This is a genomic window from Thalassospira sp. CH_XMU1458 (genome assembly GCF_037027205.1).
Taxonomy (GTDB): Bacteria; Pseudomonadota; Alphaproteobacteria; order Rhodospirillales; family Thalassospiraceae; genus Thalassospira; species Thalassospira tepidiphila.
The window spans coordinates 96259-118344 of record NZ_JAYMDW010000004.1; the positions used below are offsets into that span (position 1 = coordinate 96259).

Annotated in this window: 20 protein-coding genes; 9 read left to right on the forward strand and 11 right to left on the reverse strand. The window is 54.5% G+C overall.

The window, feature by feature from the left end:
* Positions 1-53 precede the first annotated feature (53 nt).
* The 6 genes from WBY09_RS19085 to WBY09_RS19110 form a co-directional block, all read right to left on the reverse strand.
* Complete coding sequence (locus tag WBY09_RS19085) at positions 54-1511, reverse strand: aldehyde dehydrogenase (RefSeq protein WP_336233612.1); 1458 nt, start codon at positions 1509-1511, stop codon at positions 54-56.
* Positions 1512-1563: 52 nt separating this feature from the next.
* Positions 1564-2280, reverse strand: a complete 717-nt coding sequence (locus tag WBY09_RS19090; protein WP_286791849.1) for an ABC transporter ATP-binding protein — start codon at positions 2278-2280, stop codon at positions 1564-1566.
* Positions 2273-3007: an ABC transporter ATP-binding protein gene (locus WBY09_RS19095; RefSeq protein WP_286791848.1), complete on the reverse strand. Its 735-nt coding sequence runs from the start codon at positions 3005-3007 to the stop codon at positions 2273-2275. Before WBY09_RS19095 ends, WBY09_RS19090 begins: the two co-directional genes overlap by 8 nt.
* Positions 3004-3978 (reverse strand): branched-chain amino acid ABC transporter permease, encoded by a 975-nt coding sequence (locus WBY09_RS19100; protein ID WP_336233613.1) that lies wholly within the window; start codon positions 3976-3978, stop codon positions 3004-3006. The genes WBY09_RS19095 and WBY09_RS19100 overlap by 4 nt, the downstream gene beginning before the upstream one ends.
* Complete coding sequence (locus tag WBY09_RS19105; protein WP_197145418.1) at positions 3975-4847, reverse strand: branched-chain amino acid ABC transporter permease; 873 nt, start codon at positions 4845-4847, stop codon at positions 3975-3977. Before WBY09_RS19105 ends, WBY09_RS19100 begins: the two co-directional genes overlap by 4 nt.
* A 78-nt stretch (positions 4848-4925) precedes the next feature.
* Positions 4926-6143, reverse strand: coding sequence for an amino acid ABC transporter substrate-binding protein (locus WBY09_RS19110; protein ID WP_336233614.1), 1218 nt, complete (start codon positions 6141-6143; stop codon positions 4926-4928).
* Positions 6144-6461: 318 nt separating this feature from the next.
* On the opposite strand from WBY09_RS19110, the gene WBY09_RS19115 reads away from it, so the two are divergent.
* Together WBY09_RS19115 and WBY09_RS19120 are read left to right on the forward strand one after the other, a co-directional pair.
* Entirely contained in the window at positions 6462-7439 is a 978-nt protein-coding gene (locus WBY09_RS19115; RefSeq protein WP_336233615.1) for a helix-turn-helix domain-containing protein, read from the forward strand.
* A 137-nt stretch (positions 7440-7576) separates the two neighbouring features.
* On the forward strand, positions 7577-8419 hold the full coding sequence (locus WBY09_RS19120) for a DUF3750 domain-containing protein (protein WP_336233616.1): 843 nt from the start codon (positions 7577-7579) through the stop codon (positions 8417-8419).
* Here the strand turns inward: WBY09_RS19120 and WBY09_RS19125 are convergent.
* Together WBY09_RS19125 and WBY09_RS19130 are read right to left on the reverse strand one after the other, a co-directional pair.
* Entirely contained in the window at positions 8416-8940 is a 525-nt protein-coding gene (locus WBY09_RS19125; protein ID WP_336233618.1) for a TspO/MBR family protein, read from the reverse strand. The two genes, WBY09_RS19120 and WBY09_RS19125, sit on opposite strands and share 4 nt — an antisense overlap.
* Positions 8941-8961: 21 nt before the next feature.
* Positions 8962-10128 carry an alpha/beta hydrolase gene (locus WBY09_RS19130; protein WP_336233619.1) on the reverse strand — a complete coding sequence of 389 codons (1167 nt, stop codon included), beginning with the start codon at positions 10126-10128 and terminating at the stop codon, positions 8962-8964.
* Between the two features lie 333 nt (positions 10129-10461).
* Here WBY09_RS19130 and WBY09_RS19135 point away from each other — a divergent pair, with 333 nt between their 5' ends.
* Complete coding sequence (locus tag WBY09_RS19135) at positions 10462-12153, forward strand: methyl-accepting chemotaxis protein (RefSeq protein ID WP_063090335.1); 1692 nt, start codon at positions 10462-10464, stop codon at positions 12151-12153.
* 85 nt (positions 12154-12238) lie between these two features.
* Here the strand turns inward: WBY09_RS19135 and WBY09_RS19140 are convergent, their stop codons facing one another.
* The gene (locus tag WBY09_RS19140) at positions 12239-12940 is read right to left on the reverse strand and encodes a glutathione binding-like protein (RefSeq protein ID WP_336233622.1); all 702 of its coding nucleotides are present in this window, start codon (positions 12938-12940) and stop codon (positions 12239-12241) included.
* A 154-nt stretch (positions 12941-13094) separates the two neighbouring features.
* Here WBY09_RS19140 and WBY09_RS19145 point away from each other — a divergent pair, with 154 nt between their 5' ends.
* Positions 13095-13787: a glutathione S-transferase family protein gene (locus WBY09_RS19145; protein WP_336233623.1), complete on the forward strand. Its 693-nt coding sequence runs from the start codon at positions 13095-13097 to the stop codon at positions 13785-13787.
* 80 nt (positions 13788-13867) lie between these two features.
* Here the strand turns inward: WBY09_RS19145 and WBY09_RS19150 are convergent, their stop codons facing one another.
* Positions 13868-15208, reverse strand: coding sequence for an MFS transporter (locus WBY09_RS19150; protein WP_063090329.1), 1341 nt, complete (start codon positions 15206-15208; stop codon positions 13868-13870).
* A gap of 449 nt (positions 15209-15657) precedes the next feature.
* On the opposite strand from WBY09_RS19150, the gene cyoA reads away from it, so the two are divergent.
* From cyoA to WBY09_RS19175, 5 genes are all read left to right on the forward strand, one after another.
* Complete coding sequence (cyoA, locus tag WBY09_RS19155) at positions 15658-16788, forward strand: ubiquinol oxidase subunit II (RefSeq protein WP_246879228.1); 1131 nt, start codon at positions 15658-15660, stop codon at positions 16786-16788.
* A gap of 90 nt (positions 16789-16878) precedes the next feature.
* Positions 16879-18888, forward strand: a complete 2010-nt coding sequence (cyoB, locus tag WBY09_RS19160; protein ID WP_210520496.1) for a cytochrome o ubiquinol oxidase subunit I — start codon at positions 16879-16881, stop codon at positions 18886-18888.
* 10 nt (positions 18889-18898) lie between these two features.
* Positions 18899-19519: a cytochrome o ubiquinol oxidase subunit III gene (gene cyoC / locus WBY09_RS19165; RefSeq protein WP_197145409.1), complete on the forward strand. Its 621-nt coding sequence runs from the start codon at positions 18899-18901 to the stop codon at positions 19517-19519.
* Complete coding sequence (locus WBY09_RS19170; protein WP_336233624.1) at positions 19516-19896, forward strand: cytochrome o ubiquinol oxidase subunit IV; 381 nt, start codon at positions 19516-19518, stop codon at positions 19894-19896. The genes cyoC and WBY09_RS19170 overlap by 4 nt, the downstream gene beginning before the upstream one ends.
* A gap of 95 nt (positions 19897-19991) precedes the next feature.
* Complete coding sequence (locus tag WBY09_RS19175) at positions 19992-20771, forward strand: SURF1 family protein (protein WP_336233625.1); 780 nt, start codon at positions 19992-19994, stop codon at positions 20769-20771.
* A gap of 8 nt (positions 20772-20779) precedes the next feature.
* Here the strand turns inward: WBY09_RS19175 and WBY09_RS19180 are convergent, their stop codons facing one another.
* A complete protein-coding gene (locus WBY09_RS19180) occupies positions 20780-22033 on the reverse strand; it encodes a DUF2235 domain-containing protein (protein WP_336233626.1) in 1254 nt (417 codons plus the stop codon).
* Between the last annotated feature and the right edge of the window lie 53 nt (positions 22034-22086).

A 22086-nucleotide genomic window follows, 5' to 3' on the forward strand; every position in this document is an offset into this window, starting at 1 on the left:
AATTCCATTAAGGCCGCGCGGATGCTGCGCAACGGCCTTGTGTTCGTTTGGTCTTAGAACGGGTAGTGGCGTTTGCCGCTCTGGATCGTGATCCAGCGCATTTCGGTGAATTCATCAATCGATGCCTGTGAACCGAAGCGGCCATAGCCGGACGACTTCACACCGCCAAACGGCATCTGTGCCTCGTCCTGAACGGTCGGGCTGTTGATGTGGCAGATGCCGCTTTCAATGCGTTTGGCAACTTCCATGGCACGCGGAATGTTGGTCGAGAAGACCGCAGAAGACAGGCCATATTCGCTGTCATTGGCGATGCGAACGGCCTCGTCCTGGTCGCCTGCACGAATGACGACACAGATCGGGCCAAAGCTTTCCTCGGAATAGATCTTCATTGCCGGGGTGACGTGATCAAGCAGGGTGGCATCCATCAGAACGCCGTCCTTGGCCTTGCCCGAACCGGCAACCAGTTTCGCACCCTTGGAAACGGCGTCTTCGACCAGTTCCTCGATGCGATTGACCGCCTCGACACTGACAACACCACCAAGGATGTTTTCGGCCTTGGCCGGGTCACCAGCGGTGAGTGTTTTCGCCTTGGCCGCCAGTTTGGCGACAAAGTCATCGGCAACCGCATTGTCAACGATCAGGCGTTCGGTCGACATGCAAATCTGGCCCTGATTCATATAGGCGCCAAAGGCCGCACCATTGACCGCTTCATCAAGGTCGGCGTCATCCAGAACAAGGAATGGTGCCTTGCCACCTAGTTCAAGCAGAACCGGTTTCAGGTGTTCCGCCGCAAGCTTGGCGATGATGCGCCCAACGCGGGTTGAACCGGTAAAGTTGATGCGGCGCACGGCCGGATGGGCAATCAGGGTTTCAACGATTTCCGGCGCATCTTCAGGCGCGTTGGTCACAACGTTGACAACACCTTCAGGCGCACCGGCTTCAACCAGGCAATCCCCGATCAGGCGATGCAGGGCCGGGCACAGTTCAGACGCCTTGAGGATGACGGTGTTGCCACAGGCAAGCGGCATGGCAATCGCGCGGGTGCCAAGAATTACCGGGGCGTTCCAGGGCGCAATACCCAGAACAACACCAACCGGCTGACGAATGCCCATAGCCATCAGGCCCGGCGTGTCAGACGGAATGACATCGCCCTGAATTTGCGTCGTCATGCCACCGGCTTCACGCAGCATATTGGCGGCAAGATGGGCGTTAAATCCACCCCACATGCGCGTGCTGCCGGTTTCATCAAGAACCAGCTGACCGAACTGATCGCCTTTGGCTTCCATGATGTCGGCGGCCTTAAGCAGGATCTTGCGCCGTGCGCCCGGACCCATTTTCGACCATTCCGGAAAGGCCGCGGCTGCTGCATCGGCGGCCTTGCGGGCATCGGCGGCATTGGCGGCTGCTGCGACAGTCGCGACTTCGCCGGTGACCGGGTTCTTGCGTTCAAAAGTGCGGTTGTTGGACGCATTGACGTCCTGATTATTGATCAACAATTTGGTGTCGTTCATGACGTTTCTCCTGACTTTCTTGTAGTTTGCTGTGCCTTGGCGAAAGACTGCATCACGCGGCCCCAAGGCCAAGAAATGCCTTCTGCACAGCTGGGTCGGATTGCAGGGCCTTGGCAGTATTTTGCCCGGTAATGGCCCCGTTTTCGATCAGATAACCTCGATCTGATATGGCGAGGGACTGGTGGGCATTCTGTTCGACCAGAAGCACACCAACGCCTGTTTTGCGAATGGCCGCAAGGGCCTTGAATAATTCCCCGGTCATGATTGGTGACAACCCCAAAGACGGTTCATCAAGCAAAAGAATATCGGGATTGGACATAAGCGCGCGGCCGATGGCCACCATCTGCTGTTCGCCACCACTCATGGTGCGAGCCGCTTGATTAAGTCGTTCAGCAAGTTTGGGGAACAAATCAATCACGCGATCAAGATTTTGCTGTTCAGCTGCCCTTGCACGTTTGGCAAAGGCACCAAGCGCAAGATTTTCACGCACTGTCAATTCTCCGAAAATGCCGCGCCCTTCCGGGACAAGGGCAAGTCCCGCCTCAACGATCTTATGGGCGGAAAGTTCGGTCAGCTCACTGCCAGATAGGGTGATACGCGTGTTAACGTGGGCCGGCACCAGACCTGCGCAGGCCTTAAGCAGGCTGCTTTTACCTGCACCATTGGCGCCCAGCATGACAACGATTTCGCCACGGTCGACAGCAAGGTCGACTTCGCGAAGGGCTGTGTGCTTGCCATAGGACACAGACAGTTTTTTGATATCAAGCATGGCTGTCTCCCAGATAGGCGCGGACGACTTCGGGGTCAGAAAGAACTTCGTCGGGGGTGCCATCGGCAATCTTGGCCCCGGCATTCATTACCACACAACGATCACACAGACTTCTGATCGCATCCATGACATGTTCGACCATGATGATCGTAAGCCCTTCGTTCTTGAGCTTGCGAACAAGGGCGATACCATCCTGCAATTCGGACGGGTTCAATCCGGCCAGCCATTCGTCAAGCAACAGAAGTTTCGGTTGCAGGGCAAGTGCCCGTCCCAGTTCAAGGCGTTTCTGATCGATATAGGTCAGATCGCCTGCGGGCGTATGGGCCTGTTTGGCAAGCCCGATCCGTTCAAGCAATTCAAGTGCAGCGGCATGCGCGGCATCACCCCAGAGCGGCTTGGTCCGGTAGGCAAGACCCGCTTCGATATTTTCCACGCAATCAAGATCGGGTAAAACACGCACCAACTGGAAAGTCCGCGCAATGCCGGAATGGCTGATTTTGTGGGCAGGGAGATTGGTGATATCCTTGCCGCTGATGACAATCTTGCCTTCATTCGCCTGAAGGGCACCTGAAATCAGGTTCATCACCGTGGTCTTGCCCGATCCGTTGGGGCCAAGCAAGCCAAGGATTTCGCCTCCATGGACATCGAACTGCATCTGATTGACGGCAATCAGGCCGCCAAAGGCCTTCTGCAGACCTGAAATCGACAAAAGGATTTCATTCGTCATGCTGCGTTCCCCCCGGGTTTGGCGTTTTGTTCGGTTGCAAGTACGCGCTTTTTGGGGGCGCTGTATTTTTCATACAAATCGACAACCCCGCCCGGCAGAAGATAGACAATTACCAAGAACACGCAGCCAAGCAGGATGCTGAAATGGTTCGGGAAGTTCGCGGTCAGGATTTCAAACAGAAGGGTCAATGGGACAACGCCAAGCAGAGGGCCCAGCAGGCGACGTGGTCCGCCAAGCAGTGCCATGATGACAACCTGGAACGACAGCATCGGGTTAAAGGCAATGACCGGATCAATATAGGTCCAGCGCGGTGCCATGATGGCCCCGGTCAGGGTCATGAACAGGGCAGACAGAACAAACAGCGCGACTTTCACACGCGTGACATCAATGCCGCAATGCTTGGCAACGGTTTCGTCCTCGCCAATGATGCGCAGCGCAAAGCCAAGACGCGAACGGCCCAGAATGAAGCCGGTCAGCAGAAGAACCGCAAACAGGGCAAGCAGCTGCCAGTAAATGTCGTTCTGGGTGATATCAAGAAAGACATAGCGGCCCATTTCGCGGGTGACATTGACCTCGTACCAACTGACGACTTGGCGCACCAGTTCGGTCAGGCCAAAGGTAAAGATCACGAAATACACACCTGCCAGACGCAGGGTGGAAAAGCCAACCAGAAGGGCAATCACGGTGCCCGCAAGCCCGGCACAAACGAGCACCAGCGGGAAGGGCAGAACTTCACCCAGAACTGCCACCGTATAGGCACCAATGCCAAAGAACACCACGGTCGCAAGCGATATATATCGTGTCGGTCCAGAGAACATCGACCATGCGGTTGCCAGAACCGCAAAGCTGACAATACTGATGCCAAGCGACATGTAATAGCTGTCGACGAGTGACGGCAGGAAGGCAAGAGCTGCAAAGATCACCGCACCAAGGCCTACAGGCTTGATAAAGTCGGGTTTCAGGATGCTCATGACGCGGCCCTCCCGAACAGGCCGGAAGGCTTGATCAGCAAGACCAGCAGGAAGATCACATAGGTCACGGCGATGGTCAGGCCCGGATCGATATAGGTCGCGACCAGGCTTTCCGCGACACCAAGGATGAGGCCCGCAATCAGCGCGCCCAACATATTGCCAACCCCGCCCATGATCACAACGATCAATGCTTTCATGGTAAAGACAACACCCATCGAGGTGGAGAAAGTCAGAAACATACTGACCAGAACACCACCAACAGCGGCCATAGCACCACCAAGGGCGAAAGCAAAGCAGGATGCAAAATTGACATCAATTGCCACCAGACGGGCAGAGGTCGGGTCAACAGCGACCGCACGAAGGGCCGTGCCCATCCGGGTGCGGGTCAGGATCAGATAGAAACCCAGTCCGATGACAACTGCGAAACCAAGTGCGACAAGCCGGTTTGCTGCAATCGTTGCCCCAAAGATGTCAACGGCGTTGTTGAGGAAATCATAGCTGTAATAATTGCCACCAAACCAGACCAGCAGCACGCCCTGAACGATAAACAGCAGGCCAAAGGTAGCCAGGATGCTGTCGACTTCAAGCATGCCGCGGTTCTTTGCGCGTGCGACCAGCGGGGTCAGCAGGATGCGATAAATCACCCAGTTCAGGGCAAAGCTTGCCGGAATGATGATCAACAGACCGGCAATCGGATTGACACCAAGCGAGGTCATGAAAACAAAGGCAATAAATGACGCGACAATCACCAACTCGCCATAGGCGAGATTCATGATGCGCGAAACGCCATATTGCAGGGTCAGCCCCATGGCAACAAGGGCGTACATCCCGCCAAGAGTAATCCCGGAAAAAATTGCGTAGCTAAACATTAATTCCATCCAAAAGGGGCGTCGGGATTCCCGGGAGTTCTGTTGGCTTAGGAACCCCGACGTCCTTATGTGGCGCGCTTACTGCGCGGCTTTCCACTCAGGTTTCGGGAAGACAAGTTCTGCAGCGCCCTCCATGCTGGTCGGTGCGAGGCCGACAAACTTGCCACCCTGCCACTGACCAACCTGCCAGAACGTCTGATCGCCCGGCTTGTAGGTGCCAAGAATGGTGTCAAAACCGCCTTTGGCCAGTTCGGCATTGATCGCTTCGCGGTCGGTCGTGCCGGCACGCTCGATGGCCTGCTGCAAGGACTGCAGTGTCGCCCAGTTCACGATCGATGCCCAACGATCCGGCTCACGCTCGGCAAAGGCGACATGGCGTTTGATGTAATCGGCAATTTTGGGATCGTCCTCGCTTGCGCCGCCAAGGCTGACGACACCTTCGGCATTATCGCCAAAGCGGTTTTTGTAAAGCGGGAAGGCGGTACCAACACCGGCATAGAATACCTTGGGATTAAAGCCCAGAACGCGAGACTGTTCGGTCAAGCCAAGCGTGCCGGGCGGGTAAGAGAAGGCAACAAAGGTGTCCGCGCCAAGCGATTTGATATCATTGACGATGGTTGCCAGATCCTGGGAACCCAGCGGATAAGTCTTGTCATAGACGAGATCGAAATCACGATCTTCAAGGGCCTCGCGACCAGCCTTGGAAAGCTCGATGCCAAATCCGTCAGCAACGGCGATCATGGCAACCTTGTCGTTGATTTTGCCTTCGTCCTTAAGTCCCTTAAGAAATTCAGCCAGTCCAACGGCATATTGTTCACCAGTACCCAGCAGCCAGTAAGAGTTTTTCCAGCGCTGCGACAGTTGGGGTGCCTTGTCGGTCACGGCCGTGCCCGCAAGGTGGGCGTAGCCCGCGCGGTCAAGGATTGGTGCTACTGCAAGGTTGATACCCGTGCCCCAGGGGGAGAGGATGAAATCAACCTTGTCCTGGTTGATCAGGCGTTCAATCGCGCGTACCGCTTCTTCCGAGCTGGATCGGTCATCATATTCGACAACTTCAATCGGAAGCTGCTTGTCGCCGATCTTAAGGCCACCGGCATCATTGATTTCCTTAACCCACATTTCGTAGTTCGGAATTGTGCTGGTGGCCGCGCCCGGTGCACCCGGACCGGTTTTCGAAATGGCATAGCCAATACGAAATGTTTCCTGGGCATTGGCCCCAAACAGCGTCGCGGTACTCATGACGGCGGTTGTGGCCGCTGCAATGGTCGCGAAGCGCAGTTTCGCTGAAATTTGCATGCTTTTCCTCCTGATCTCTTTTGCAGAGACGGTTTTCCCGTTTGCGCGTAGTTTCAGGAGTTTAGGCAAAGATTTAGTGTTACTTACTTCACAGTGTGAAGTAAATCTCCGGCGTAACCTCCCGCCTATTAGTTCGCAGATGCAAAATAATAGGAACGCATTCTTTGTATGTATTGTTGCTTGTGACGGTTTCTTTGACCGTGTTTCTAGTAAGCGATGGAACGTTTCTAATGTAAAGATGCTGAAATTGACAATTTAGGACAAAAAATTGTACATTTTTACATATAACCATTTGGAATAGATGTGTGACAAAAAGGCATGACCGATCAACCTTCCCGTCAGATTCCGGTCTCAAGCGCCGTTGAGCTTTCCGATAACCCGTTCGAAGATCTGCTTCCCGTAACCACTCATGCGGTTATGGACCGTTTTGATCATCCATTATCGACCCAGACCTGGGTCATGAATGATCAGGCACGTCGGGACCGTTGCCATGCCATATTGTTGCTTGGTGGTCGAGCCGAGGTTGGTTTGCGTCAGGGAACGATAACCTGCAAGGCCCCAGCGCTCGTTTGGTTGCCGTTGGGCGAAACGCAGCGCTTTGGCGTGAGTGCTGGCAGCAATGGCTATTTGCTGTCAGTTGCGGATGATCTGGTGGCGCGCCATTGCGGTGATGGCAGCGGGATCGCCGGTGGTAATTCTGCTGGCGGTGGCTTGCCTTTGCGCTTTGCTGCGGACACCGTCCATAATGTTACTCTGCAAGAGGGCCTTGGAAATCTGGTGTTGCTTGAGCGCAGCTTTGAAGCCATCCGGTCTGAGCTGATGGGCAATGCACTTGGTGCCAGTCTTGTGGTTGGCGCGCATTTACAGATCATTTTGACCATGGTTCTGCGTCTGGCAGAAGGCGTGATGGCACAACGCAACCAGCACGGGCCGGGCTCGATCACCTTTCAGCGATTTTTGCAGGTGCTGGAGCTGCATTTTCGCGAACATTGGAATGTTGCAGATTATGCAAAGGCCCTTGGTGTCAGCGAACGCAGATTGGGGTCTGCTGTGTTGCGCGCAACCGGCAAGCCGCCCTTAACGATTATCCATGAACGTGTCCTGCGCGAGGCCTGCATGCGTCTGGAGCAATCCCCGCTTGGTGTGGCGCAGATTGCCTATGGTTTGGGCTTTCGCGATCCGGCTTATTTCAGCCGGTTTTTCAAACGTTATATGGGGGAGGCACCCGGCGCCTATCGCCGGTTGCGGCGCGCGCACGAGCGTGTGCGCGATAATACTTTTGCTGCCTGGCCTTAGGCCCGCGTTGGCCGCCTCAGGCGGAATACAGATGGATTCCCCTCAGGATAGAAGGTTGCGTTGCCTTTTTTTGATCCTACTTGTCTGCTTTAACCGTAACAATAAAGTCATGACCTGTTAGTTTGATTGGATCGACCTTGCGTAAAGGCAAAACCCTGTTTCTTGGTCTTTTGGCCGTTCTTGTTCTGCCGTTTGGCATCAGCCTGGCAGAAGACCCACCGGGTGAAAAAGCCAAGGAACGCTATACGTGGCGCAATGCGCCGCGCCATTCTTCGGGTGTGGCGCCTGATGCGGTTGCCAACCGGGATCAGGCGATTGTCATGGTGATGGCGGCTGAAACATTTGGCTGGCGCGCCTATTTCGCGGTTCATCCATGGATCATCTATAAGCGTGCCGGTGAAACCCGATACACCCGCTATGACGTGGTGGGGTGGGGCAGTGGCAATGTCGTGCGCCAGAATTACGCGATCCCGGATGGTCTTTGGTATGGCTCGAAGCCGGAACTCCTGGCGGCTCATCGGGGCGAGGCGGCCGAAAAGCTGATCCCCGAAATCGAACAGGCGATCAAATCCTATCCGTTCCCGCGCGAATATCGCAGTTATCCGGGCCCGAACAGCAACACTTTCATCGCCCATATCGGCCGTGAAGTGCCGGGGCTTAACCTTGATATGCCGGCCAATGCGATCGGCAAGGATTATCGCCCGATCACCAATCCGGTTGGGCTTTCTTCAAGCGGGCAGGGCGTGCAGGCGAACTTGCTGGGCGTTCTCGGTATGTCACTTGGTCTGGAAGAGGGGATCGAGCTTAACCTGTTGGGTCTGAACTTCGGGATTGATTTCAACCGTCCGGCACTGCGTTTGCCCTCCATCGGTCGCTTGGGCATGGATAGTGTTGCGCAGACAACCGAAGCTTCGGAGCCCAAGAGTGATCGTGCGGCCAAGGAAACGGCAATTGATGTCGCCGCAGAACCAAGCAGTTAATTAAGCTGCCAGATCGCGGCATTGAGCAGGGTGGCAAAAGCCACCCAAAGGGCGTAGGGCACCAATAGCATCCCGGCCAGACGGTCAATCTTCCAGAACGCAACCATGTTGGCGATGATCAGGCCAAGCAGGATGACGATATCAATCAGTCCAAGCAGGGGCGACTGAGCGCCAAAGAACAAAAACGACCATGCAAGGTTAAGCGTCAACTGGCCTGCATAAAGGCCAAAGGCGCCTTTGGCATTGGCGATGCCCACCTTAAGCCAGGCGCGCCAGCCGCTAAAGGCGATCATGAAATAAATGACGGTCCATACCGGGCCGAAAACCCAGTTGGGTGGACGGAAGAACGGCTTGTTCAGTGCCGCATACCAGTCATTGACGCTGGTGGCTGTCACCGCCCCACCAAATGCCGATATGATCAGACACAACACTATAAACGCAATCAGGGCAAAGACACGGGTGCGATGGTTGGGGTGATGAATGTGCCCTGCACTCATCGTTTCCTGTTCGCTGTTGGTCATGGTGTTGACGGGTCCTTTGGCCTAGTTGGTGACGTCGCCGATTGCGTCGATCAACGCATCAAAATAGGGGTTCCAGGTCAGGCGGGCATGATACTTGCCCGGCTCCATATATCCCCATGCACTGCGCCAGAGCAGTTCGCGATCCGCTGGTCGTTCGATGTCTTCCTGGCCGTTCTCGATGAAGACAAAGCTTCCCTTTGCACCGTAATACGGATTGTCGGGCGAGAACAGCGCGCTCAGATGTGAGAAACTGCTGATCTGTTGATCGGGCAGATTGCTGTTGAGGTTCTCAATCCGGCTGTCGTTGCTTGGTGCATTGACTTCATCATACCAGACCAGGCGTGAAGCCGGGTTGGTGAAATGCGTCTCAAAGCGACGAAGCATTGCTATTGGATCGAGCACACTGTCATCCGCGCTCATGGTAACAAGAGCGGGGCGGTCAAACGGCTTTGCGTCAAGCGCATCATTAACGTCGGTGACGCTGCGGTAATAAAGTGCCGATGCCTTGGTCGACAGGGACTGATAGTTGATCACGTTGTCTTCCGGATCGGCATCGACCCAATCCCACAGATACTGGACCAGTGGTGTCAGGAACAACAGGTCACTGCCCGGCTCGATGCCCGGCGAAAACAGCAAAAGCCCGTCAATGTCCGGGTTTCGCGCAGCATAGCTGGTGACAAGGTTGCCGCCGGTTGAAAACCCGCCCAGCCAGACTTCATCCACCTCGCGCTCCAGGAGCGCAACCTGATGCGCGACCGATCCAGTCCAGTCATCATAATTGGGCAGGCTGAGATCCCCCGGGCGGGTGCCGTGGCCGGGCAGCAACATCGACCGCGCAAGCCAGCCATCCTTTGCCATTGCCACTGCAATATCGTGGAAGTACCACGGACTTGATCCCAGACCATGAACGAACAAAACCCCACGGCTGGGCTTATTTGCGTCCATTGGTTCTGGCCGAACTTCAAATGGAATATTGCGCGCAATCTCCATTTCGTGGTCATCGGTCAGAAAAACCCGATGGGAGGCGATCCAGTCACGCGTTTCAGATACGTAATCCTCGAAATTATCCTGCATGTAGGGCGGGATATCGGGTGACTGATCATAAAGCGCGTTTTCCGGCGGGAATGCACAGGCCGCAAGCAGGCTTGCCGGGATCAGGGCCAACAGGATTGTGCGAAGTGGGCGCATGAGATGTCCTTTGGCCATGATGCTGAGAAATTATGTAAATCACTGAAATGGCTACGTCAAACGGCGCACTGCAGATCACTTGTTTGGGGCGTCTTATCGTGCGTTGGTGTGCCCGGATAGCGATAGGAAGATTATCGGATGCCAAGCTGAAATGGCAAGCAGCTGTGACGGCCGTCACAGCAAAGAGATAATGCATAATATATGCGATTCAATTGGTATGATGATTTGTGACATGGTCACGGGCTGCCGACTTCAGTGTTTATGAAGTGGTTCTAAAACAAGAAAACCTTGCCGCTACCTTGGCAAGGAATATCCAAGGGGAAGGGGAATGCCATGTTGTCACTGAGTTCGGTGAAAATCGGCACACGTATGCTGATTATTGTCGCGGGCGCGGTTCTTGCGGTGTTGCTGGTCGGGGCGTTCGGTCTGACCGAATTGCGCCAAAACATGCTTGAAGACCGTAAAACAAAAACGAAAAACCTTGTTGAATCCACAATCAATTTGATTGGTCATTATCATGCGCTGGAACAGTCCGGCGAAATGACCACCGAAGAGGCGCAAAATGCCGCCAAAGGCGCTGTTGCATCCCTTCGTTATGATGAGAAGAACTATTTCTTTGTGTTTGATCACACGCCGGTTCTTCTGATCCATGACATTAAGAAGGATCTTGTCGGCAAAAATCTGACCGACAATGTCGATGGATCGGGCAAATTCCTTTATCGCGAGTTCGTGCGCGTCGCCGAAGAGAAGGGCGAGGGTTTTGTCGACTACACCTACAAGGTGCCGAATTCGGATGATCTTCGTCCGAAGCTTTCATTCGTCAAGGATTTCAAGCCATGGGGCTGGATCGTCGCCACCGGTATTTACATCGATGATGTAAACGCTGTTTTCATGCAAATCATGCTGGTGATGGGTGGTGTTGCCTTGGCGATCCTGGTCGCGGTTGTTGGCGTCTCGTTGATGATCAGTCGCGGCATTACCCGCCCGCTTTTCGATATTTCGGAAAACATGCTGCGTCTGTCGCAGGGCGATCACAATATCGAAGTCAATTACACCCACCAGAAAAGCGAGATCGGCGATCTGGCGCGTGCGATGGATATCTTCAAATCGAAAACCATCGAAATGGAAGAAATGCGCACCCAGCGTGAAGAGCAGGAACGCATCGCCGAAGAAGACAAGCGTGCGGCCCTTCGCAAAATGGCCGACAGTTTCGAAGCCAGTGTCGGGCAAGTTGTCGCCCAGGTGATCGAGGCATCGGGCAATATGCAAAGCTCTGCCAATGCGATGACCGATACCTCCAAGCAGGTCGGCGAACGTTCAACGGTTGTTTCGGCAGCATCGCAGGAAATGTCGACTAACGTGGAAACAGTTGCCTCGGCGGCTGAGGAACTGAGCACGTCTATTGCCGAAATCAGCAATCAGGTCGCACAGTCCGCAACCATCGCCAAAGGTGCCGTTCAAACCTCGGAAGAAACGCACCAGAAAATCGAATTGCTGGCAGAGGCGGCAAACCAGATCGGTGAAGTTGTCTCGCTGATCACCGACATTGCCGAACAGACGAACCTTCTGGCCCTGAACGCAACGATCGAGGCCGCACGTGCCGGTGATGCGGGCAAGGGCTTTGCCGTGGTTGCCAACGAGGTCAAGAACCTTGCAAACCAGACGGCAAAGGCAACCGAGGATATCCGCTCCCAGGTCAGCGACATCCAGGTCGCCACATCCAATGCCGTTAACGCGATTGCCGAGATTGCCGAAACCATCCGAAGCCTTGACGGGGCGACGACGACAATCGCGTCCGCTGTTGAAGAGCAGGGGGCCGCAACCCAGGAAATCGCGCGCAACGTTGAACAGGCATCACACGGCAGCCGCGATGTATCTGAAAATATCTCGGGCGTGTCGACGGCAGCAAATGACGCCGAAAAGCTTTCGGGCGAGGTGCTTGGCCTTGCCGAGGGTCTTGGACGTCAGGCAGCTGTTCTGAACGAAGCAGTTGAATCGTTCCTTGCCGAAGTGCGTAACGCCTAAGCCTGAGACGATCGCGCAAAACAGAACCGCCAGTCCTGTAACAGGGCTGGCGGTTTTTCATGATCTTGTGGCTTGGTTCATCTGGTCAGGATTTCTGGGTGCTTTTTGCCGTCTGACCAAACAGGATCTTTTTGTCTTCTTCACTCATTTCGCCAGCGCGCAGACCTTCGCCCGCCTTATAGGCGGCAATCGTTGCCGGACGGGATTGTATGGCTTCGAACCAGCGTTTCAGGTTCGGGAATTCATTCAGGTCCTGCTGCTGCTTTTCGTGGCTGACTATCCATGGATAGCAGGCCATATCCGCAATCGTGTAGTCATCACCGGCAATGAATTTGCGGCCCTCGAGACGCTTGTTCAGAACGCCATAAAGACGGTTGGTCTCGTTGACATAACGGGTGATCGCATACGGGATCTTTTCCGGCGCGTAGGTGCCGAAATGATGGTTCTGACCGGCCATCGGGCCAAGCCCACCCATCTGCCAGAACAGCCATTCCATCACGGTCTTGCGTCCGCGCACATCGGTCGGGATGAACTTTCCGGTTTTCTCGGCCAGATATTGCAAGATGGCGCCAGACTCAAACACCGTAATGGCCTCACCACCATCGGCCGGATCGTGATCGATGATCGCGGGCATGCGGTTGTTGGGTGAAAAGGCCAAGAATTCCGGTTTGAACTGATCGCCGGTGCCGATATTGACCGGCACGATCTTGTAGTCCAGTCCGGCTTCTTCGAGGAACAGTGTGATTTTATGGCCGTTCGGGGTTGGCCAGTAGTACAGATCAATCATGGGCCAAAGGCTCCTTTAAACTATTCGTGATGGCGAATTCGATAATCGAAGCTTGCCAATCAGGTTGTTATCGGTCAATTTAAAACGATCATTCCAAAATGCAAGAGCCGGTCACGCCATTGTGTAACGGCGATGCCAGGCAAGGAGACGTGTCATGATCCGCTTCTATTACCATCCGACCCCAAACCCGCAGAAAATCTCGATGATGCTTGAGGCATCCGGTTTGCCGTATGAGGTCCTGCCGGTTGATACCCGTAAAGGTCAGCAGCATGACCCGGCCTTCCGCGCGATCAACCCGAATGGCAAGGTTCCGGCGATCGTCGATACTGACGGGCCGGGGGGCAAGGAAGTGCGCGTGTTTGATTCAAACGCGATCCTGCTGTATCTCGCCGAAAAGTCCGGCAAGTTCCTGGGTAAGCCTGAAGATCGCGGTGAGTTCCTGTCGTGGTTGATGTTTATTGCCACCGGTCTGGGTCCGTTTTCTGGGCAGGCAGTGCATTTCCAGCATGTTGCACCTGAGGGCAGTGACTATGGCGTAAACCGTTATCGCAACGAGATCGCCCGCCACTATCAGGTGCTGGAAGACCATATGGAAGGTCGCCAGTTCATCGTCGGCGATGAAATGACGATTGTTGATATCTCGGCCTGGGGCTGGATCGACAAGGCCCCGTTCGTGCACAAGAACCCGGATGTCTGGGACAAGTATCCCAACATCAAACGCTGGTTTGATGCGATCAATCGCCTGCCGGCAGCGGTCAGTGCGCGCGAGGTTGGCAAGGACCACACCTTTAAGACGGAAATGGACGAAGACGCAAAACGCGCCATGTTCCCGTCGAACTACTCATAAGCCGACGAAACGGATCTGCAAACGAAAACACCCCGGCCAATCTGGCCGGGGTGTTTGCTTTGATGCGTATGTCTTTACAATCAGTCGGTGGTTTTTGCCCCGAACTGCTTGTTGAATTGCAACACCAGCAGGGTTACAACCGCGCCCGAAAGCAGGTAGGCACCAACACCGGCCAGACCGAACTTGTCACACAGGTAAAGTGCGATCAGCGGCGCGAAACCAGCGCCTAGCAACCATGCAAGGTCAGATGTCAGGGCCGATCCAGTGTAGCGGTATTCACGCTTGAAGTTCGATGCCAGCGTACCGGCCGCCTGACCAAAGCACAGGCCAAGAACCGCAAAGCCACCCAGAACAATCATGCCTTCATTGATGATGTTATAGGTGTAAAGCAGCGGTGTCAGGATCGCACCCAGCAGGATGATCCCGGCACTGTAACCAAGCAAACGACGACGGCCGAGCTGATCGGCAATAAAGCCCGATGCAATGATGCCAAAGGCACACAGCACCGCGCCAACACCCTGGGTCAGCAGGAACTGCCCCGGATTGCCATTGGCATAAAGATAGACCCAAGTCAGCGCAAACACCGTTACCAGATGGAACAGCGCGTAGCTGACCATCGGGACCAGCGCACCCAGCACAACGGTACGACCATTATGTTTGAGCGTGTCGATGACACGGGCCGCCTCAAGCTCGTTCTTGTCAAGCAGATGGCCGAATTCGGACGTTGCCACCAGACGCAGGCGGGCAAACAGCGCAACAACGTTGATTGCAAAGGCAACGAAGAACGCATAGCGCCAGCCAAAGGCCAGGAAGTCGTCGGGATGAAGTGTGAGTAGCAAATAAGCAAACAGCGAAGATGCCAGCATGAAGCCAAGCGGCGCGCCCAGCTGCGGGATCATCGCGTACCAGCCCTTGCGGTTATCGGGTGCATTGAGGGCCAGAAGCGACGCCAGACCATCCCATGCGCCACCCCATGCAAGACCCTGCAAGAACCGGAAGGCACACAGAAGGTAAATCGCAAGGATCCCGGCCGAAGCCGTACTTGGCAGGAATGCCATCGCAGCGGTTGAACCGCCCAGCAGGAACATGGCAATCGTCAGTTTCACGCCGCGTCCGTATTGCCGGTCAACGGTCATAAAGACAAGCGACCCGACAGGGCGGGCGATAAAGGCCAGAGAGAAGATGGCAAACGAATACATGGTGCCCATGAGTGCGGTCTCACCCGGAAACAGCAATTGTGGAAAAACCAGTACCGATGCGATGCAATAGACGAAGAAGTCAAAAAACTCTGATGTCCGGCCGATGATCACGCCAAGCGCGATTTGTCCCGGATCATTGGTGGCGTCGGCATTGTGATGCCGCGCATCGCGTTCCAAACCCGAAGAGGTGGCGGTCGCGTAGTGTTCTGTTGTTTGGGTCACGCCGTTCTCCCTTATTCACTGGTCGGGCCTTTTGGCCCTAACTGCTTTTGATTGGATCACAAATTCGGATCAAAGAACGATACGACTTTGGATCGAGTCTAATTATAGACATGTGAATTGCAAACGTCAGTGTCAATTATTGTGATGCACCGCACAACGCGTGGTTTACATCCGAATGATAATTGTCATTACGACCCTGCTATGCGCCGCGGGTAGCTTGACATTGCTGCAACGCAGCTATAGCAATTCCCGCGAATTTCCGATTTGGCATTTTTTTGAAAAAAAATTGCTTTCTTTGTGCCCTTTCCGTGGATGTCTGGAATTATAATTCCTATATGCGTGTGCGGCAGGGTACGACGCGTGGCGATCTTTGGTGGGTCGCTATGCGGCTCGCAGGCATATGGTTGTCTGTGAGAACATCTTCCAGAGACTGAGGAAGTATGAAGCGCATGCTTTCAAAACTTGTACGTGGCGTCGCCTTGACCTCGATGTTCTCGCTTCTGGCCGGTTGCAACCTGGTTGTGATCGATCCATCGGGTGATATTGCGTCCCAGCAGGCCGACCTCATTATCGTTTCGACCATCCTGATGTTGCTGATCATCGTTCCGGTCATGGCACTGACGGTATTCTTTGCCTGGAAATACCGCCAGGGTAACAAGGATGCTGAATACGATCCCGAATGGCACCATTCCACCAAGCTGGAAGTTGTCATCTGGTCCGCGCCGCTGGTGATCATTATTGCTCTTGGGGCGATTACCTGGGTCACGACCCATACGCTTGATCCGTATCGTCCGCTCGACCGTATTGATGCTGAACGTCCATTGCCCAAAGATCATGAGCCGATGGTGGTTGAAGTCGTTTCCCTCGATTGGAAATGGTTGTTCATCTACCCGGAACAGGGCATTGCGACGGTCAACGAGCTTGCAGCTCCTGTTGATACGCCGATCCAGTTCAAGATTACATCTTCGGGCATCATGAACTCGTTCTTCATTCCGGCCCTTGCAGGGCAGATCTATTCGATGGCGGGTATGGAAACCAAGCTCCATGCCGTGATCAACGAAGAAGGCGTGTATGACGGGTTCTCCGGGAACTATAGCGGTGAGGGCTTCTCTCACATGCGCTTCAAGTTCCATGGTCTGAGCCAGGACGGCTTTGATGCCTGGGTCAATGATGTGAAGTCCGACGAGAACTTCCTGGGCCGTTCGCAATATCTCGAACTTGAAAAGCCGAGTGTGAAGGAACCGGTCCGCTATTACAGCTCTGTGGACCCGGAACTCTATCAGGCCATTCTCAACATGTGCGTTGACCAGTCGAAAATGTGCATGAACGAGATGATGCACATTGACGAAAATGGCGGTGGCGGTCTTGCCGGTGTCTACAACGTCATGTCACTGACCTATGACGTTCCGCAGATGCGCGGCAGCCAGCCGTTGCCTGATAGCAAGTCGTTCGTTGCGACGCTGTGCACCACCCCGGAAGGTGGCTTGTCTGGCGAAATCGCGAACCTTCCGTTGTTTGACAACGGGCCGGTCTCGCGCGCGATGAGTGTTGCACCCGCAGGTGTTTCGACAGGGTTCTAAAAGCAGTGCCGGTTGGTGAATGCCAACCGGCCCTTCGCAGTTTCGGCATCGGTTGCGGTGCCATTCTGCATTTGAAAGAAGAGTAATCCGATGTTCTCCAATCCGGACCTTTTACATTTTATATTTGGCCGGCTGTCCCTCGACTCCTTCCCGTTTCTCCATGATCCGATCATTCTTGTGACGTTTCTGGGTGTGGTTGTGGGTGGCATCGCCGTTGTCGGTGGTCTGACCTACTTCCGTCTGTGGGGATACCTCTGGCGCGAGTGGATCACGTCGATCGACCATAAAAAGATCGGCATCATGTACATCATTCTGGCAATTATCATGCTTCTGCGTGGCTTTGCCGATGCCCTCATGATGCGTGCCCAGCAAGCCATCGCATTCAACGGTGCCGAAGGTTTCCTTCCGCCGCACCACTACGACCAGATCTTTACCGCCCATGGCGTGATCATGATCTTCTTCGTTGCGATGCCACTGGTGACCGGTCTGATGAACTTCGTTGTGCCGCTGCAGATCGGTGCGCGCGACGTTGCCTTCCCGTTCCTCAACAATTTCAGCTTCTGGATGACCACCTGTGGTGCCGCGCTGATCATGGCGTCGCTGTTCGTCGGCGAATTCGCAATGACCGGTTGGCTGGCCTATCCGCCGCTGTCTGACATTGTCTACAGTCCGGGGGTCGGGGTTGATTACTATATCTGGGCCTTGCAGATTGCCGGTGTCGGTACGCTTCTTTCGGGTGTGAACCTGATTGTGACCATCGTAAAGATGCGCGCACCGGGCATGTCGATGATGAAGATGCCGGTCTTTACCTGGACAGCGCTTTGCACCAACATCCTAATTGTTGCAGCCTTCCCGGTTCTGACCGCGGTTCTGGTTCTGCTCGGTCTTGACCGTTACGCAGACACCAACTTCTTCACCAACGATCTTGGCGGTAACGCCATGATGTACATCAACCTGATCTGGATCTGGGGTCACCCGGAAGTGTACATCCTGATCCTGCCGGCGTTTGGTGTGTTTTCCGAAGTTGTGTCGACCTTCTGCCGCAAGCGTCTGTTTGGTTACAGCTCGATGGTTTATGCCACCGTGGTTATTACCATCCTGTCCTACATCGTCTGGCTGCACCACTTCTTCACCATGGGGTCGGGTGCAAGTGTGAACGCCTTCTTTGGTATCACCACGATGATCATCTCGATCCCGACGGGGGCCAAGGTCTTCAACTGGCTGTTCACCATGTATAAGGGCCGCATCAGCTTTGATGTCCCGATGCTGTGGACCATTGGTTTCATGCTGACCTTTGTGATCGGTGGCATGACCGGTGTTATGCTTGCCGTTCCGCCGGCTGACTTCGTGCTCCATAACAGCCTGTTCCTGATTGCCCACTTCCATAACGTGATTATCGGTGGTGTGGTCTTCGGGATGTTTGCCGGTATCGTTTACTGGTTCCCGAAAGCATTCGGCTTCAAGCTCGATGAGTTCTGGGGCAAGATGTCCTTCTGGCTGTGGACGATTGGTTTCTACTTTGCCTTCATGCCGCTTTATGTTCTTGGCCTGATGGGCGTTACCCGCCGTATGAGCCAGTTTGACGATCCGTCGCTTCAGATCTGGTTCATCATTGCGGCCTTTGGTGCGCTTCTGATTGCCGGTGGTATCGGTTCGTTCATCATGTCAATCGTTGTTGCGGTGATCAAACGCGACAAGCTGCGTGATGAAACCGGTGACCCGTGGGGTGGTCGTACGCTGGAATGGTCGACGTCCTCGCCGCCCCCGGCCTACAACTTCGCCTTCACCCCGGTTGTTCATGATCTGGACGCCTGGGCTGACATGAAGAAACGTGGTTACGTCCGTCCGACGTCGGGCTTCCTGGATATCCATATGCCGAAAAACACCGGCGCTGGCTTTATCCTGGCTGCGATCTCGCTCGTTCTTGGCTTTGCACTGGTCTGGCATATCTGGTGGCTTGTTGCGGCAAGCTTCATCGTTCTGATTGCCGGTTCCATTGCTCACACCTTCAACTATGACCGCGATTATCACATCCCGGCATCCGAAGTTGTGAAGACCGAAGAAGAACGTACCGCCCTTCTGGCAAAACAGCAGGCGTAAGGGAATGACAATGGCGAATACAACTGCCTCTCAGACCGAAGCGCCGGTCTTCTACCTGAAAGAAGAGCATCACCCGGAAACGGGGACGATGCTTGGCTTCTGGATCTATCTGATGAGCGATTGCCTCATCTTTGCGATCCTGTTTGCAACCTATGCCGTTCTTGGTCAGAACTATGCTGCTGGTCCCGCACCGGCGGATCTGTTCGACCTTGAACTGGTCGCGATCAACACGTCCATGCTGCTGTTCTCGTCCATCACCTATGGCTTTGCCATGCTGGCGATGGAAAAGGGCAATGTCGCAGGCACCCAGTTGTGGCTGGCGATTACCGGTCTGTTTGGTATCGCCTTCGTGGGGCTGGAAATTTATGAGTTCCATCACCTCTGGAGTCTGGGTGCGACCCCGATGCGCAGTGGTTTCCTGTCGGCGTTCTATACGCTGGTGGCGACCCACGGTCTGCACGTGACGTTTGGCATCATCTGGCTTGTGACCCTGATGGTTCAGGTCGCCCAGCGCGGCCTGATCGTCGAGAACAAGCGTCGTCTGATGTGCCTGTCGATGTTCTGGCACTTCCTTGACGTCGTCTGGATCGGTGTCTTCTCCGTTGTTTATCTGCTGGGAGTTCTGGGATGAGCGCACATTCACACGCACATGATGACCATCATGATGGTGGGGCCTCACATGGCACCTACAAAAGCTATGTGATCGGGTTTGTCCTGTCGGTCATTCTGACCGCGATCCCGTTCTGGCTTGTCATGGATGGTGTTCTGGACAGCAAGGTCGCAACCGCCCTTTGGGTGATGGGGCTTGGTGTGATTCAGATCGTGGTTCACATGGTCTATTTCCTGCACATGAACACCAAATCCGAAGGTGGCTGGAACTTCCTGGCGCTGATCTTTACCCTTGTGATCGTGGCAATTGCCATCGCCGGATCGCTGTGGGTGATGTATCACCTGAATACCAACATGATGCCGCAGATGGATCACGACATGATCCCGAGCTTCGGCTAGGGACTGCTTGATATGTGAAGGGGGCGCGATACCTTTAGGGGGATCGCGCCCTTTTTGTTTAAACGCCAAGATACCGCCATTTGAAAGAACCCGGCATGTCCGACGACCACGTTTCTGCCCAAGCGACCGATAACCCCAAAAAGGGCCCCTCCATGACAACCCGAATTGTTGTCGTGATGCTGGCGGCTATCCTGTTTTCCGGGTTCTGTGCCCTTGGGTATTGGCAGGTCGAACGTCGGGCCTGGAAGCTTGATCTGATCGAACGGGTCGATGCGCGTGTGCATGGCGATGCGGTTGCCGCACCCACGCGTGATGACTGGGAAAATGTAACCCGCGCACGCGATGAATATCGCAAGGTCAGTGTGACGGGCACCTATCGCAACGATCTTGAAAGTCAGGTCTATACCGCCACTGATTACGGTGCGGGTTATTGGGTTCTGACACCGCTGATACGCGGTGACGGCACGATTGTTATGATCAACCGTGGTTTCGTGCCAACCGAAAAGCGTGCCCCGGATACGCGGGCTGAAGGCATGGTCGAGGGCGAGGTTACTGTCACCGGCCTGCTTCGCATCAACGAACCGGTCGGCACCTTCATCCGTGATAACGTGGCATCTGAAGAACGCTGGTATTCACGCGATGTAAAGGCGATGGCGACCAAGCGGGGGCTGGATGCCACTAATGTCGCGCCATATTTCATCGACGGTGACGGGGCAGAAAACCCGGCCAAGCTGCCATTGGGTGGCCTGACCAAAATTCGCTTCCCCAATAACCACCTGACCTATGCGCTGACATGGTTTGGCTTGGCATTGCTGACACTTGTCGCGGCGTGGATTGTACTACGCCCGCGCAGGAGATCAGATAGCGACGATTGATCCGCTAATTATTCCAGGGTCGACTGGTCAGGCCATGGAATGTCCTTGCGCATGGTCGCGCCGCTCCAGTTGATGATGTTGGGCGTGTGTTTGCCAGCATAATGGGCCTTAAGCACCGCATTCAGGTTCGATGGGCGATAAAGGATACGTTCGATTGATCCTTCGTCTGAGTTATCGTGGAGAACACCGGTCGAGATGTTCCAGCGTTCCAACGCACTCACATGAATGGCCTCATTAATCGTCTCAAGACCTTTGGGAATGATGTTGCGGCGATCAAGTTTCGGGCATTTTAGACGCAATTTATCAAGATAGCCTTTTCCTTCTGGCGCGATCTGATTGATCAGCCGCTGGTAGGGATAGAAGTGTGATGAAAAGTACATCTTGGTCCGGCTTTCGTAACCACGTCCATCAACGGCTGGTGAAATCTGTGATTTGAGCGCCGCATTATCAAGCTTGAGACCGGTATGCTTGGCTACCCGCTTTGCCATCCAGTCAAGTGGGATATCTGAAAGTCCGCAATCATCATAAGATCCACCGACATTGCTATGGACACCGGGGAACCAGACTTGTTCGACAATCTGGTTTTGGGGCGGCGCTTCGCCGATCTTCTTAACCCACAAGGTCGGAGAGAAGGCGCTGCGTTTTTCATCAATTGCCATTGCATGCAATGCGACGCGAATGTGCTTGCCCAGTTCCACGTCATGAAAATGATAGTTCTTGGGGATAACCAAACGCCCCCAATCGCCTGGGATGCCGAGCGAACCAACGGTATCCCATACGGCAACACATTCGATGGGTATGTCCTTCTGGGCTTTGACCGGTAATGCGTCGACGCGAGCTTTCTTTTCCTCAGATGACAGGTCGGAACCGACAATACTCGCTACATCCTTTTGAAGTGGATGGCCGAGATAAGGCGGAGTCAAAAGACCGCACAAACCGATCAGTCCGGCCAGACTGCGCGCGGTAAAGGCGCCGCGCGAAAACCCAAAAATGTAGATTTCATCGCCCTTTTGGTAATTGTTGGCCAAAAAACGATAGCCATCAATGACGTTCTCCTGCAAGCCGCTGCCAAAGGCGCCACCAACAAGTTTGTTAATGTTGCCCCCAGTCCCGACCCCGCGATCATAGAACACGATCTGCGAAACATCCTTGTCGCTGCTCGGCACCGCACGCAGAAGTTTGACGACGTTGGTCGGTTCGGGTGTGTTGGCGGGCTCCTGCCAGGTGCCGTCGAAAAATACAATCAGTCTGCGTTTGGCCATGTGAAGTCCCCTGTGTGATGTGATGCCGGGCGACCTTCTTTGGATCGTCTTGG